We start from the raw sequence: 15,418 nt of genomic DNA on the forward strand, positions 1-15,418 counted from the left end.
TTGTATTTTTGTCAATCAATGAGTTGCTGTAGCTTTAAAAATTGTATCGACTTCTCGATATTTTTTTGGCTACATACATTCGTTTCTATTCATAACCCTGATAGCCAAAAAAACTCGAAGGGACGCGCGGTCTTGATTCAAGAGTTGTATTGCATACCATTTTACAAACGAAATTAATATTATTTGTTTTTATATAGATTTACCTAACATCTACTCTGTCGCCAATTGCATACTTTCGAACGCTACTTATTATCTGTTCAAACCTTACTCGCGTCTGTTCGAGTGATTTTTAAAGCCATTACTATTTTCATGATTAAATGAATGTTATAGCTTTAAAAATTGTATCGACTTCTCGATACTTTTTTGGCTACATACATTCGTTTCTATTCATAACCCTGCTAGCCAAAAACACTCGAAGGGACGCGCGGTCTTGATTCAAATATTAAGTAGAAACACTTAAATTTGGACTTTCTTTGAAATTACTTGATACTTAATGCCTTTTCAAATTCTCCTCGCGTCTGTTCGAGTGATTTTTAAAGCTAATTGTATTTTTGTCAATCAACGAGTTGCTGTAGCTTTAAAAATTGTATCGACTTCTCGATATTTTTTTGGCTGGACTAAATCCACTTTCTTAACAGAAATTTGAAGCCAAAAAAACTCGAAGGGACGCGCGGTCTTGATTCAAGAGTTGTATTGCATACCATTTTACAAACAAAATTAATATTATTTGTTTTTATATAGATTTACCTAACATCTACTCTGTCGCCAATTGCATACTTTCGAACGCTACTTATTATCTGTTCAAACCCTACTCGCGTCTGTTCGAGTGATTTTTAAAGCCATTACTATTTTCATGATTAACGGAATGTTATAGCTTTAAAAATTGTATCGAGAACTCGGTACTTTTTTGGCTAGACTAAATCCACTTTCTTAACAGCAATTTGAAGCCAAAAAAACTCGAAGGGACGCGCGGTCTTGATTCAAATATTAAGTAGAAACACTTAAATTTAAACTTTAATTGAAATTACTTGATACTTAATGCCTTTTCAAATTCTACTCGCGTCTGTTCGAGTGATTTTTAAAGCTAATTGTATTTTTGTCAATCAACGAGTTGCTGTAGCTTTAAAAATTGTATCGACTTCTCGATACTTTTTTGGCTACATACATTCGTTTCTATTCATAATCCTGCTAGCCAAAAACACTCGAAGGGACGGTAATATAGACTTTTGCACATTCAGACTTTCAAACCTTACTCGCGTCTGTTCGAGTGATTTTTAAAGCCATTACTATGTTCATGATTAACGGAATGTTATAGCTTTAAAAATTGTATCGAGAACTCGGTACTTTTTTGGCTACATACATTCGTTTCTATTCATAATCCTGCTAGCCAAAAACACTCGAAGGGGCGCGCGGTCTTGATTCAAATATTAAGTAGAAACACGTAAATTTAAACTTTAATTGAAACTACTTATAATCTTTTCAAACTCTCCTCGCGTCTGTTCGAGTGATTTTTAAAGCTAATTGTATTTTTGTCAATCAACGAGTTGCTGTAGCTTTAAAAATTGTATCGACTTCTCGATATTTTTTTGGCTGGACTAAATCCACTTTCTTAACAGAAATTTGAAGCCAAAAAAACTCGAAGGGACGCGCGGTCTTGATTCAAATATTAAGTAGAAACACTTAAATTTAAACTTTAATTGAAATTACTTGATACTTAATGCCTTTTCAAACTCTCCTCGCGTCTGTTCGAGTGATTTTTAAAGCTAATTGTATTTTTGTCAATCAACGAGTTGCTGTAGCTTTAAAAATTGTATCGACTTCTCGATATTTTTTTGGCTACATACATTCGTTTCTATTCATAATCCTGCTAGCCAAAAACACTCGAAGGGACGGTAATATAGACTTTTGCACATTCAGACTTTCAAACCTTACTCGCGTCTGTTCGAGTGATTTTTAAAGCCATTACTATGTTCATGATTAACAGAATGTTATAGCTTTAAAAATTGTATCGAGAACTCGGTACTTTTTTGGCTACATACATTCGTTTCTATTCATAATCCTGCTAGCCAAAAACACTCGAAGGGACGGTAATATAGACTTTTGCACATTCAGACTTTCAAACCTTACTCGCGTCTGTTCGAGTGATTTTTAAAGCCATTACTATGTTCATGATTAACGGAATGTTATAGCTTTAAAAATTGTATCGAGAACTCGGTACTTTTTTGGCTACATACATTCGTTTCTATTCATAATCCTGCTAGCCAAAAACACTCGAAGGGGCGCGCGGTCTTGATTCAAATATTAAGTAGAAACACGTAAATTTAAACTTTAATTGAAACTACTTATAATCTTTTCAAACTCTCCTCGCGTCTGTTCGAGTGATTTTTAAAGCCATTACTATTTTCATGATTAACGGAATGTTATAGCTTTAAAAATTGTATCGAGAACTCGGTACTTTTTTGGCTAGACTAAATCCACTTTCTTAACAGCAATTTGAAGCCAAAAAAACTCGAAGGGACGCGCGGTCTTGATTCAAATATTAAGTAGAAACATTTAAATTTAAACTTTAATTGAAATTACTTGATACTTAATGCCTTTTCAAATTCTCCTCGCGTCTGTTCGAGTGATTTTTAAAGCTAATTGTATTTTTGTCAATCAACGAGTTGCTGTAGCTTTAAAAATTGTATCGACTTCTCGATATTTTTTTGGCTGGACTAAATCCACTTTCTAAACAAAACCCTGCTAGCCAAAAACACTCGAAGGGACGGTAATATAGACTTTTGCACATTCAGACTTTCAAACCTTACTCGCGTCTGTTCGAGTGATTTTTAAAGCCATTACTATTTTCATGATTAACGGAATGTTATAGCTTTAAAAATTGTATCGACTTCTCGATACTTTTTTGGCTACATACATTCGTTTCTATTCATAACCCTGATAGCCAAAAAAACTCGAAGGGACGCGCGGTCTTGATTCAAATATTAAGTAGAAACACGTAAATTTAAACTTTAATTGAAATTACTTATAATCTTTTCAAACTCTCCTCGCGTCTGTTCGAGTGATTTTTAAAGCCATTACTATGTTCATGATTAACGGAATGTTATAGCTTTAAAAATTGTATCGACTTCTCGATATTTTTTTGGCTGGACTAAATCCACTTTCTTAACAGAAATTTGAAGCCAAAAAAACTCGAAGGGACGCGCGGTCTTGATTCAAGAGTTGTATTGCATACCATTTTACAAACGAAATTAATATTATTTGTTTTTATATAGATTTACCTACCATCTACTCTGTCGCCAATTGCATACTTTCGAACGCTACTTATCATCTGTTCAAACCTTACTCGCGTCTGTTCGAGTGATTTTTAAAGCTAATTGTATTTTTGTCAATCAATGAGTTGCTGTAGCTTTAAAAATTGTATCGAGAACTCGGTACTTTTTTGGCTGGACTAAATCCACTTTCTAAACAGAAATTTGAAGCCAAAAAAACTCGAAGGGACGCGCGGTCTTGATTCAAGAGTTGTATTGTATACCATTTTACAAACAAAATTAATATTATTTGTTTTTATATAGATTTACCTAACATCTACTCTGTCGCCAATTGCATACTTTCGAACGCTACTTATCATCTGTTCAAACCCTACTCGCGTCTGTTCGAGTAATTTTTAAGGCTAATTGTATTTTTGTCAATCAACGAGTTGCTGTAGCTTTAAAATTTGTATCGACTTCTCGATATTTTTTTGGCTGGACTAAATCCACTTTCTAAACAAAACCCTGCTAGCCAAAAACACTCGAAGGGACGCGCGGTCTTGATTCAAATATTAAGTAGAAACACTTAAATTTGGACTTTCTTTGAAATTACTTGATACTTAATGCCTTTTCAAATTCTCCTCGCGTCTGTTCGAGTGATTTTTAAAGCTAATTGTATTTTTGTCAATCAACGAGTTGCTGTAGCTTTAAAAATTGTATCGACTTCTCGATATTTTTTTGGCTAGACTAAGTTTACTTTCTAAACAAAACCCTGCTAGCCAAAAACACTCGAAGGGACGCGCGGTCTTGATTCAAAAATTAAGTAGAAACACTTAAATTTGGACTTTCTTTGAAATTACTTGATACTTAATGCCTTTTCAAATTCTCCTCGCGTCTGTTCGAGTGATTTTTAAAGCCATTACTATGTTCATGATTAACGGAATGTTGTAGCTTTAAAAATTGTATCGAGAACTCGGTACTTTTTTGGCTACATACATTCGTTTCTATTCATAATCCTGCTAGCCAAAAACACTCGAAGCGACGCGCGGTCTTGTGAAAGATTGCGGGATTGGCTACTGTCAATAACTTTTATTTCCAATTCAGATCTTGAAAAATAATAAAAAGGGAATTGACGGAAAAATTAATCGCAATAAATGCTACTATTTATCGAACTTCTTTTTGGCTAAATTAATCAGATCATTAAAGTTTCCATTTATAAGGGCTTCCTTTTTAGCCTTAGACCACTTTTTAATCTGTTTCTCTTTTTCAATTGCTAAAATAATATCTGTGAACTCACAATAAAAAACTAATTCTAATGGTCTTCTTTTAAAAGTGTAACTGTCTACATAAAAACCTGAATTGTGCTTAAACATTCGGCTTTCTAAATTACTGGTTACACCCGTATAATAAGATTTATCAGAACAGCGGAGAATATATACATACGATTGCTTCATTGCTTTTAATTTTCAATGATTATGAAACTATATTGATTTTCATTATCTAAACTATAATACATCTATCAAAGCAAATTTTGCGTCAGTTCGAAGATCACTCATGTCTATTCGATCCTTAATCGCGTCTTTTCGAGTGATTTTTAAGCTAATTCTGTTTTAAACTGGAGCAATTGTATCTATTGAAATAAATTTAATCCCCTAAATTTATAAAAAATGCATTATTAAGAACCTACAGCTTGATAAACAAAGCCGATTGCTTCTAGTTCAGCAGCATCTAATAAATTTCTACCGTCAAAAATAAAAGCAGGCTTTTTCATCTGGTCATATATTTTTTGCCAGTTATATGCTTTAAATTCGTCCCACTCTGTTAAGATTGCGATAGCATGAGCATCCTTGCAAGCATCATAAGGATCATTATAACAAATCACGCTTTCAGCATTAGCAGCAGCGGATCTCGATTCTAAATAATTTAGATCGTCAATTATTTTCTTACTTGTAACTTTAGGATCGTACACAGCAATATTGGCGTGCTCGTTTATTAAATCATCCGCTACATAAATAGCAGCAGATTCGCGAGTATCATTTGTATCTTTCTTAAAAGCCCAGCCTAAAAAAGTGATCTTTTTGTCAGAAACGGTGTTATAAAGTGTTTGCAAAATATTACTCGAAAAGCGGCTTTTTTGGTGATCATTCATTATAATCACTTGTTCCCAGTAATCAGCGACTTGATGCAAGCCATAGGATTTAGAGATGTAAACTAAATTGAGGATATCTTTTTGAAAGCATGACCCTCCAAAACCAACTGAGGCTTTTAAAAATTTTGATCCAATCCTGCTATCCATTCCAATCGCTTTAGAAACTTCATTGACATCAGCACCCGTTTTTTCACATAACTCTGAAATCGCATTAATAGATGAAATTCGCTGTGCTAAAAAAGCATTTGCAGTTAGTTTAGACAACTCTGATGACCATACATTAGTAGTCAATATTTTATCACTAGCAACCCAGTTTGAATATACTTGCACAAGTGAATGAATTGCTTCTTGCCCTTCAGGAGTCGTATCACCACCTATTAATATACGATCAGGATTTAGTAAATCTTGCACAGCGGTTCCTTCTGCTAGAAATTCAGGATTTGATAATATTTGGAATTGGACACCGTTTCCAGTGTTATCCAATATACTCTTAATAGCTTCAGCTGTTCGCACTGGTAAAGTTGATTTCTCAACTACAATCTTATTATTCTTAGCTACTCTACCAATTTGTCTGGCGCACAATTCAATATACTTTAAATCAGCTGCCATCCCTTTTCCTTTACCATACGTTTTAGTAGGTGTGTTTACTGATATAAAAATAATTTGAGCCTCATCAATAGCTTTATCTACATCTGTGGAAAAAAATAAATTTCTATTTCTAGCCTCACCAACAATCACATCTAATCCTGGCTCATAAATAGGTATTTTACTTAAATCTTTATCATTCCAAGCTTCTATACGTTCTGCATTCAAATCAACAACTGTGACTTGTATATGTGGGCATTTTTGAGCGATTACTGCCATAGTTGGACCACCTACATATCCAGCGCCAATGCAACAAATTTTTGTGATTTCCATTCTTTAATAACTGTATTTGTATTTTATAAATAATTTATTGTTCTCTGCTTTTAATCTAATTCGCTAATTCCCTCTTAGTTTAAACAGTTTATTAAAAATATTCTTAGGTTTTTGCGATTTAAAATAACCTTCAGAGTATGAACTATACCCATAATTAGTACCGTATCTTGCTTTATTTTCTACGGCGTTCAAAATTATACTTATATTTTTTAATTCACCTCGTTTAACTCGGTTGTTTATAAGACTAATCATCCCTTTCTTAGTGAAATTTTGCCTTACAATGTATAAGGTAACGTCACAATACTGAGCAATTTCCAAGGCATCTGAAACCAAACCAACTGGTGGCGTGTCTAAAATAATATAATCATACTTTTTCTTTAATTCATTAATGAGTTCGCCGAGACGTTCATTCATCATCATTTCAGCAGGATTTGGAGGAATAGGGCCCGATAAGATCACATCTAAATAGGGAACAGCGGTATGATTTATGATTTCATCGACTGTTTTTTGCACTATTAAATAATTTACAACTCCTGCATCATTGGTTAGAGTAAACTCATTAGCCAACTTAGGTTTCCGTAAATCAAGTTCAATTAGTATTGTTTTCTTTTCGCTTAATGCAAAAACAGTCGCGATATTCACTGCACAAAATGTCTTGCCTTCAGCACTTACAGAGGAAGTGATCATTACGGTTTTAGCCCCACCTAGTTTTTGCTGTTTATAAAGAAATTGTAGAGAGGAACGAATAGCTCGAAAGGATTCTGACAAAGCAGATTTTGTTTGATTAAATACAGCTAAATTACTTCCTTGCTGATCAACTCCTATAATTCCTATTAAAGGAATGGTAGTCAATCTACTGATATCATCTGTATTTTGAACTGTATTATTAATAAAAAATAGTATAAATAAGATCAATAATGGAATAAGAATTCCTATAAAAAACGCGATAAGATAGTTAATTGAAGTTCTAGGTCCAAGTAATCCTTCTCCAACATCCTTAGCTGGATCAATAAAATGTATATCAGATAGATTAGCAGCTTTTACAATATCTGCTTCACTCCGTTTTTGAAGAAAAGTATTATAAATATTATCGTTTAAGTCATATTTCCTCTTAATCTTAATTAATTCTTGCTGATCCTCTGGAAGCTGTTTTATAGTATTTTCAGATGTATTTATTTTATTCTTAATTAATGCTAAATCATTCTCTACTAAAACTTTAGCCGTAGCTATATTTTCCAAAAGCACGTTTTTTAATGCTTTCATTTGATTATCAAAATCATTAAAAATCTTATCGCTCTTTACGGCGTAAACCATTTCAGATCTTTGTGTTGATAGCGCAATCAGTTTTGATACATTGGTCACAATATTTGGATCTTCGATTCCTGCCACTGAAGGAGCAGGAAGCTTTGCGTAATTTGTGCTGCTTAAAAGATAGGATCTCAAAGAATTATAATAGGACAACTTTCTATTCAATTCCTCTTTTTTTACATCAAATGCTAGAATATTCTCTGAGAACTTCGCTCCTCCATCAGTAATATTATAAATATTTTTTCCCTTTCTAAAAATTTTTAGCTCATTTCCTGTTGCTTTAAGCTGGGATTCCATTGCTATTAATGTGCTGTCTATAAAAGCAATGGTATTAGTTGCAAACTGATTTTTGCTTTCTAACTGTTTTTTAATAAGCATTTCAACAGTAGCATTTAAGTAGGTTACCATTTTGGCTTTATTGGTGCCCATTAATCCTAAAGTGATTATTGAGCCTCCTTTATTATCCGAGATAACATTTATTTCTCTGTAAGAAGATACGGTGCTATCAAAATTATTAAAACGCACAAAATATTCTTTTCCTATATAAGAACTAGAGGTTTCATTTATTTGTAAATTCCAGTTTAAAAACGGTAATGAAACTTGCTGCCCTATTTTATATTTCTTGCTGAAATTATTAGAAGGTGTAACTATAGTGGCAATATTATTTATGATATATGTAATAATAGAAATAGGAGATTCCTCGAATTTAATAGTGAGCTCATATTCAGATGCATTTAAAAATTTAATTCCAATTTCATGATCTAGAAGTTGCGGTTTTGATTTATCGATATTTACTGTAAAAGGAACTGTACCATACCCATCAATAAGATTATAATCACCTTGCACTAAATAATCAATATAATAGTTTAATTTATCAACTACTAATTCATTATGTGATCGAGATTTTAGCGTTGTAGAGATGGATTGCACTTGATCAGAAATACCGCCCCAATTAAAAACTAAACTGGTATTAGAAGTAAATAAAGGATTATTTTCCTCTCTTACAGCAATTAGCGTTTCAATTCCATAAATTTTCTCCTTGCGAATATTAATTTGATACCCAAGTGTAAAAGAAAGTATTAAACTAACCAAAAACCATTTCCAATAACTTGCGATTTTTATCAAAAATCCTTTGAAATCAAAATTGACTTCATCATCAAGATTCGAAAAATCATTAGGATTTAGCATTGGAGTATATCGGTTATTATTTTTTTATTAATAAAAAAGTCGTTGCGACTAAAGATAATAGCGTTACAACAGTTCCTAGTGATTCTAAACCTGTTTTGCCAGAACCCCAACTTTTTTGTTTAAGTGGTTTTATATACACATAATCATTGGGTTGCAAATAAAAATAGGGTGATTGCAATACATTCCTATTGGTAAGATCTATTTCATGAACTTCAAATCCAGTACTTTTTTTTCGAATGATAGTAACCGTTTTTCTATTTCCGGTAATGGTAATGTCGCCAGCATTAGCAATAGCTTCTAAAATAGTAACTTCTTGCTGAAATAGAACTTTGCTACCAGGATTACCAACTTCACCATTAATTGTATATTGGAATCCTGCTAATTTAACTATAACAAAAATATTAGCTTCTTTATTAAAATATTCATCGGACAATTGTTTTTCAATTGTCAATCTCACCTCTTCTAAGGTATAACCTATGACATTTATTTCACCTAAAACTGGGATTCGAATTTTACCATGATCGTCAACAGTAAAACCATCAAAATATAATCCAGCTTGTGATTTTGAAAAAGAAGCCTCTCCTATACTAGTGCTAAATATACTCACTAATTTTGGATCTGATGCTTTGATAGAAATACTTAATATATCGTTTATTTGTAATCGATAGGGTTTTGATAGAACTGTTGTAATTGTAGGTACTAATGTTGTATTATCTTTTTTTTGAAGGTAAATCAAATCATTAGTTGAAATACAAGACGAGCAAAACACACAAATTATAATTACGATGTAAAATCCGTGTTTGCCCATAGTACTACTATTTATATCATTACAATCTCGATAAAGTCAATTAATTAGTTTTAAAACCGCTTTCAAAAGGAATTCTTTGTAAAATACTTCTGCCTAATGTTACTTCATCTGCATACTCCAGTTCATCACCCACAGCAATACCTCGTGCAATTGTTGATATTATGATTTGGTAATTTGCAATTTGCTTGTAAATATAAAAATTTGTTGTATCGCCTTCCATTGTTGAGCTCAAGGCAAAAATAATTTCGGTAACAGTTCCTGATTTTACTTTTTCAACTAAACTATTTATATTTAGTTGACTAGGACCAACACCATCAATTGGAGAAATCTTACCGCCTAGAACGTGATAAATTCCTCTAAATTGACCTGTATTTTCAATAGCCATTACATCTCTAATATCCTCGACAATACAAATGATTTTATGATTTCTGTTTTTGTTGGAACAAATCTCACATAACTTACTATCTGATATATTGTGGCAGCTTTCACAATATTTAATATCATCACGCATTGCAACTAGTGCTTGTGACAAATAGGCAGTTTGTTCCTTTGGTTGTTTTAATAAATGTAAAACCAATCGCAAAGCAGTACGCTTACCAATTCCTGGTAATTGAGAAACTTCATTTACCGCTTTCTCTATTAATTTTGACGAAAATTCCATAACAATAAAAGTAGTGATTTTGGGAATTAGAAATTTGGTAAATCTTAAAATTGTTTTAACTCTTTCAATGATATATATTATTATCAATCAATTTATAGTAGTTTTTTAATTCTATATTCAATTTGACAAAAAACAATGAAGACTAAAAACCTTCTATTAATTTCCTTGGTATTATTTATTTTAAAAAAATAAGAGTATTTATATACGATTTATTGATGCTTTCGAATAAAATCTTTTTATTAAAAATTTGTGTTGTAAAATAAAGTAGTATTCAATATAAAGAAATTCACTTTATTTAATATTGATTTGTAGTTAATAATACTAATGTACAAGCGACTTCGACCTTAATATCATTTAATTTTAATAACTGATAAAATTCTGGGTTTTCGGTGCCCGGATTAAAAATCACACGTTTGGGTTTTGTCTCTACTATATAATTATAATAGTCACGTTGACGTGTTGGGTTAAGATATAACGTAACCGTATCTATGTTTTTTAAAGGGATCGCTTTGGTTTGGATTTTTATACCAGCTACTTCCCCTGCATTTTGACCTAATGCAAGTACTGAATGCCCTTTATCGACTAACATATTGATTGCTTTAAAAGCATAGCGTTCTGGTTTAGTTGTTGCGCCTAATACCAATGTTTTTTTATTCTTTATCATATTCTAAAAGTGTATGGTACAAAAGTAAGCAAAAAGGATATTCTTTTCATAATTTACACGCTTAGATGTCCGTGCAATAAAAACAATAGCATAACACTAAAAATTAAAAAAAGAGTATTTTTGCAGAACTAAAATGAAATTATGGATTTGTTTATTTATTTATTTGTTGCTCTTTTCTCGGTTTTAAATCCTATTGGTACTGTTCCAATATTTGTAGGACTTACACAACATGACACTAAAAAAGAACGTTCTAGAATTTCTCTTTGGACCGCAATCAACGTATTTATTATCCTGATTGTATCCTTTTTTATAGGGCAATATGTTTTAATTTTTTTTGGAATTAGTATCGATGCCCTTAGAATAGCGGGCGGAATTATAATCGTAAATTCAGGGTTTTCATTGCTTTCTGGCAAATTTACTAAAAAGAGAGGTATTAGTAAAAAAGCAGAAACAGATGCGCAAAAAAGAAACGATGTTGCTTTGACTCCACTTGCAATTCCTATGCTTGCTGGTCCTGGATCTATCTCTTTACTGATCGCATTTTACCAGGAACACAATGAAACTATGGAGATTATAATATCTTCATTTGCCATATTAGCTATTGCTGTTACTATTTTTATAATATTGAGAAGTGCTCATTATCTAGCTAAGATTCTCGGTGCATCAGGAATTGTAGCTATTTCTAGAATTGTGGGTTTTATTGTCATTGCAATTGGGATACAATATATTGTAAGCGCTATTATCAATATTATAAAAACTAATTTGTAATAAAAAAAGCTCTGATAAGAATTTAATTCTTGTCAGAGCTTTTTAGTTTATTTTTTTGGCAAGAAAATTTCAGCCATCATGCATCTAGCACTTCCACCGCCGCACGCTTCTATTGTGTCTAAACTTGAGCTTAATATTTCGGCATGTTTTTCTAATTGTTCAATTTGTTTTGGCGTCAAGCACTGATGCGCTGCTGCACTCATTATCACATATCTTTTATCATTTGCTCCAAGAACTTCAAGCATATTTCCCGCAAAATTATTCATTTGTGCTTCGGTGATTAGAATGATCTCTTTGTTATTCTCTTTTAGATTATCTAAAACCATTTTACGCTCTTTCTTATCATCAATACAATCGGTACAAATCACTGCAAAAGTTTCGCCTATACACATCATCACATTAGTATGATAAATCAATTTGCGTTCTCCACCTACAGTTTGAAATGCTTCAAAAATAACTGGAGCATAATCAAAATCCTCACAGAATTCTATAAACAATTCTTCGTCAGCTCGTGGTGATAAAGCACAATACGCCTTACTATTAGCTCTATCTAAAAGTAGACTTCCTGTTCCCTCCAGAAAAAAACCATCCTCCTCAGCCGATGTATAATCTACAATATTATGGATCACAAATCCTTTGTCTTCTAAAAGATCTAAAATTTCTTCACGTCTTTCTTCACGACGGTTTTCAGCAAACATAGGGTATAAGGCAACATCCCCATTTTCATGGAACGAAATCCAATTGTTTGGAAATATACTATCGGGAGTACTTGGTTCCACTGTGTCATCAACTACAGTAACATCGATTCCTACTGCTCGTAATTTTTCTACAAAAGTATCAAATTCCTCTTGTGCCTTTGCATTTACAGTGGCGGGCAGTAATCCGTCTATCACTTTTTGATAATAATTATTAACAGCGGTTTGCTCATTCATTCTAAAAGCAACCGGCCGAATCATCACTATTGAATTTGTTGTTTGTTTCATATCCTTTATCCCATAAAGGGAATATTTATAGTTATTGTCTTATTTTCAATTCTTTACTTAATTGCTATTTTTTACACTTCTCTTATCAACGGTAAAGTAGAACATCTCAGCAAACCCTCTTGCTTAGCTATTTGAGAATATGGAATTTCTTCTACTACAAAATCATTTTCACGCAGCCAATTATTAAGTCGGGTAAAATTCTTTTCTGAAACGACCACATTAGAATCAATAGAAAATACATTTGAATTCATATCATACATCTCATCTCGTGTAATGTGAAATACATTTTGTGCTCCAAAAAGGTTTACTAAGAAAAAATAATCTGCTTCGTCGCGAAATCCATTTTTATAAATGATTGCTTTATCGTTTCCTACAGGTTGAAAACAACAATCTAAATGCAAGGCATTGTCACGAGCTTCTACCTTTGATTTTACTAAATCAAATTCCTTAACAATTTTATTAGGAAATAGGTTTTTTATATATTGAACGCCTTCCTTATTAGTCCGTGCCGTAATATAGTCTTTATAATCACTACCACAATAAGTGCCAATGAAAATATAATTATTCCAAAGCATTACGTCACCGCCTTCTATATGCACTTCCTCTGGTGGGCGAACTGTTTTTATAGGATTTATTTGATCAATAACATACTGAATTGCGTCTAATTCTCGTTCTCGATCTGGCAAAATATTTGATTTTATAAAAATATCACCTATTACAAAACCTATGTCTCTAGTAAATATTTGGTTGTAATTTTCTATATTCTCAGGACGAAAAACGGTTACATCGTATTTATGTAGTACATTGACAAACGCCTCCATTTCAGCGACCATATCTATTTCCTGCGGATAGGTTCCTGCTAAAATATGCTCTAATGATTTAGGATCATAAGCTTCAGCTGCTTGAGGCGTTGGTCCGCACGCAAAAGCCGAGCCTAAAACTACTGCTTTTAATTTGGAGGTTTCATTACTTATATTTAACTCTAACATGTTTTTAGCTTTTGACAAATATAAAAAAAGCTTCACTAATTTGTGAAGCTTTTGAATTTGAATTTATCTGTTTTCTGATGCTTTAAATTCTCTTAATGGATGTCCTACATAAATTTGTCTTGGTCTACCAATTGGTTCTTTGTTTTCACGCATTTCTTTCCATTGTGCAATCCAACCTGGCAAACGACCTATGGCAAACATGACGGTAAACATGTCAGTAGGAATACCCAATGCTCTATAAATAATTCCAGAGTAGAAATCTACGTTAGGATATAATTTTCTTGAAACAAAATATTCATCTACAAGGGCTGATTCTTCTAGTTTTTTAGCAATAGCAAGAATTGGATCATCAACTCCTAAGGTTGATAATACTTCATCTGCTGCTTTTTTAATGATCTTTGCTCTTGGATCGAAATTTTTGTAAACTCGATGTCCAAAGCCCATCAAGCGGAATGGATCATTTTTATCTTTGGCCTTAGCCAAATATTTATCAGCATCGCCACCAGTTCTATGAATTTCTTCTAGCATTTCAAGAACTGCCTGATTAGCGCCGCCGTGTAATGGTCCCCAAAGTGCAGAAACTCCCGCTGAAATTGAAGCAAATAATCCTGCATGCGAAGATCCAACCATTCTCACCGTTGATGTGGAGCAATTTTGCTCGTGATCAGCATGAAGAATGAATAATTTATCGATGGCATCAATCACCACTGGATTTGGCGTATATGGTCCTGTTGGTAATTCAAACATTAATCGCATGAAATTCTCTACATACCCTTTAGTATTATCGTAATAATTTAAAGGATAACCCATACTTTTTCGATAGGTCCAAGTTGCAATAACTAAGAACTTAGCCATAGTTTTGCAAACTGCATCGTACATTTCTTTCTCATTCTCAACATTTACTGATTTAGGATTAAAAGCAGTTAATGCACTAGTTAATGCCGCTAAAACGCCCATTGGGTGTGCTGTTTTAGGAAAACCATCAATGATGCTTTTCATTTCCTCATTAACTAAAGTGTGTCTTGTAATGTCTTTTTCGAATTGATTTAATTGCTCTGGAGTTGGTAGTTCACCAAAAATCACCAAATAGGAAACTTCAAGAAAGTGTCCTTTTTCAGCTAAATCCTCAATAGAGTATCCTCTATAACGTAAAATTCCTAACTCCCCATCTAAGAAAGTAATTTCGCTAGTACAAGATCCTGAATTTTTATAACCTGGATCTAAGGTTATCATTCCTGATAAATCACGTAATTTACTAATATCGATACCAACTTCATCTTCACTTCCTGTAACTATAGGCAGTTCGAATTTCTCATTATCAACTTCTAATATTGCTGTTTTTGACATAATATGATTGAAATAAACTTTTTAAAATAATATTTTACCAAAACTAAGGAATTAAAGATTAAATAAAAAGAGAATAACACAAGGATTGTGTTAAATATAACAAAAAAACCGCTCTTTGTAAGAACGGTTTTAGAAAATAATATTGAAATATTTACTTAATTTTGCAAGCTTTTTTTGCTGGAAAATAAGCTGTATCACCTAGCTCTTCCTCAATACGTAATAATTGATTGTATTTAGCCATACGATCTGAAAATACCTCCTTTTTGGATTTGATGTTTTGTATAGTTCGGAAATTGTATTTAATATCTTAGCTTTTTCTTGTTCGTTTTTAAATTAGCTTGGAACCAATGTCAAACTCTCAATTGTTTTGTTTTGAGAAAAACAAAC

11 protein-coding genes are annotated in these 15,418 nt (G+C 32.5%); 1 reads left to right on the top strand and 10 read right to left on the bottom strand.

Features of this window, described 5'->3' with window-relative positions; all coding sequences use genetic code 11:
• Nucleotides 1-4,408 precede the first annotated feature (4,408 nt).
• The 6 genes from RCH18_RS03810 to RCH18_RS03835 all read right to left on the bottom strand — a co-directional run bounded on the left by RCH18_RS03810 (nucleotide 4,409) and on the right by RCH18_RS03835 (nucleotide 10,941).
• Entirely contained in the window at nucleotides 4,409-4,702 is a 294-nt protein-coding gene (locus RCH18_RS03810; RefSeq protein WP_326935445.1) for a GIY-YIG nuclease family protein, read from the bottom strand.
• A 221-nt stretch (nucleotides 4,703-4,923) separates the two neighbouring features.
• The gene (locus RCH18_RS03815; protein WP_326935446.1) at nucleotides 4,924-6,315 is read right to left on the bottom strand and encodes a UDP-glucose 6-dehydrogenase; all 1,392 of its coding nucleotides are present in this window, start codon (nucleotides 6,313-6,315) and stop codon (nucleotides 4,924-4,926) included.
• Between the two features lie 63 nt (nucleotides 6,316-6,378).
• Nucleotides 6,379-8,811, bottom strand: a complete 2,433-nt coding sequence (locus tag RCH18_RS03820) for an exopolysaccharide transport family protein (RefSeq protein WP_326935447.1) — start codon at nucleotides 8,809-8,811, stop codon at nucleotides 6,379-6,381.
• 16 nt (nucleotides 8,812-8,827) lie between these two features.
• The gene (locus RCH18_RS03825; protein WP_326935448.1) at nucleotides 8,828-9,619 is read right to left on the bottom strand and encodes a polysaccharide biosynthesis/export family protein; all 792 of its coding nucleotides are present in this window, start codon (nucleotides 9,617-9,619) and stop codon (nucleotides 8,828-8,830) included.
• A gap of 40 nt (nucleotides 9,620-9,659) precedes the next feature.
• Entirely contained in the window at nucleotides 9,660-10,280 is a 621-nt protein-coding gene (gene recR / locus RCH18_RS03830; protein ID WP_326935449.1) for a recombination mediator RecR, read from the bottom strand.
• 295 nt (nucleotides 10,281-10,575) lie between these two features.
• Nucleotides 10,576-10,941, bottom strand: a complete 366-nt coding sequence (locus RCH18_RS03835) for a CoA-binding protein (RefSeq protein WP_326935563.1) — start codon at nucleotides 10,939-10,941, stop codon at nucleotides 10,576-10,578.
• 144 nt (nucleotides 10,942-11,085) lie between these two features.
• On the opposite strand from RCH18_RS03835, the gene RCH18_RS03840 reads away from it, so the two are divergent.
• On the top strand, nucleotides 11,086-11,712 hold the full coding sequence (locus tag RCH18_RS03840; protein WP_326935450.1) for a MarC family NAAT transporter: 627 nt from the start codon (nucleotides 11,086-11,088) through the stop codon (nucleotides 11,710-11,712).
• A gap of 47 nt (nucleotides 11,713-11,759) precedes the next feature.
• Here the strand turns inward: RCH18_RS03840 and ctlX are convergent, their stop codons facing one another.
• From ctlX to RCH18_RS03860, 4 genes are all read right to left on the bottom strand, one after another.
• Nucleotides 11,760-12,695, bottom strand: coding sequence for a citrulline utilization hydrolase CtlX (gene ctlX, locus RCH18_RS03845; RefSeq protein WP_326935451.1), 936 nt, complete (start codon nucleotides 12,693-12,695; stop codon nucleotides 11,760-11,762).
• 71 nt (nucleotides 12,696-12,766) lie between these two features.
• Complete coding sequence (locus RCH18_RS03850) at nucleotides 12,767-13,684, bottom strand: dimethylarginine dimethylaminohydrolase family protein (RefSeq protein ID WP_326935452.1); 918 nt, start codon at nucleotides 13,682-13,684, stop codon at nucleotides 12,767-12,769.
• Between the two features lie 63 nt (nucleotides 13,685-13,747).
• Nucleotides 13,748-15,031, bottom strand: coding sequence for a citrate synthase (locus RCH18_RS03855; protein ID WP_326935453.1), 1,284 nt, complete (start codon nucleotides 15,029-15,031; stop codon nucleotides 13,748-13,750).
• A 151-nt stretch (nucleotides 15,032-15,182) separates the two neighbouring features.
• Nucleotides 15,183-15,335 carry a hypothetical protein gene (locus tag RCH18_RS03860; protein ID WP_326935564.1) on the bottom strand — a complete coding sequence of 51 codons (153 nt, stop codon included), beginning with the start codon at nucleotides 15,333-15,335 and terminating at the stop codon, nucleotides 15,183-15,185.
• Nucleotides 15,336-15,418: the final 83 nt, after the last annotated feature.

The organism is Flavobacterium sp. PL11 (assembly GCF_035985025.1).
Taxonomy (GTDB): domain Bacteria; phylum Bacteroidota; class Bacteroidia; order Flavobacteriales; family Flavobacteriaceae; genus Flavobacterium.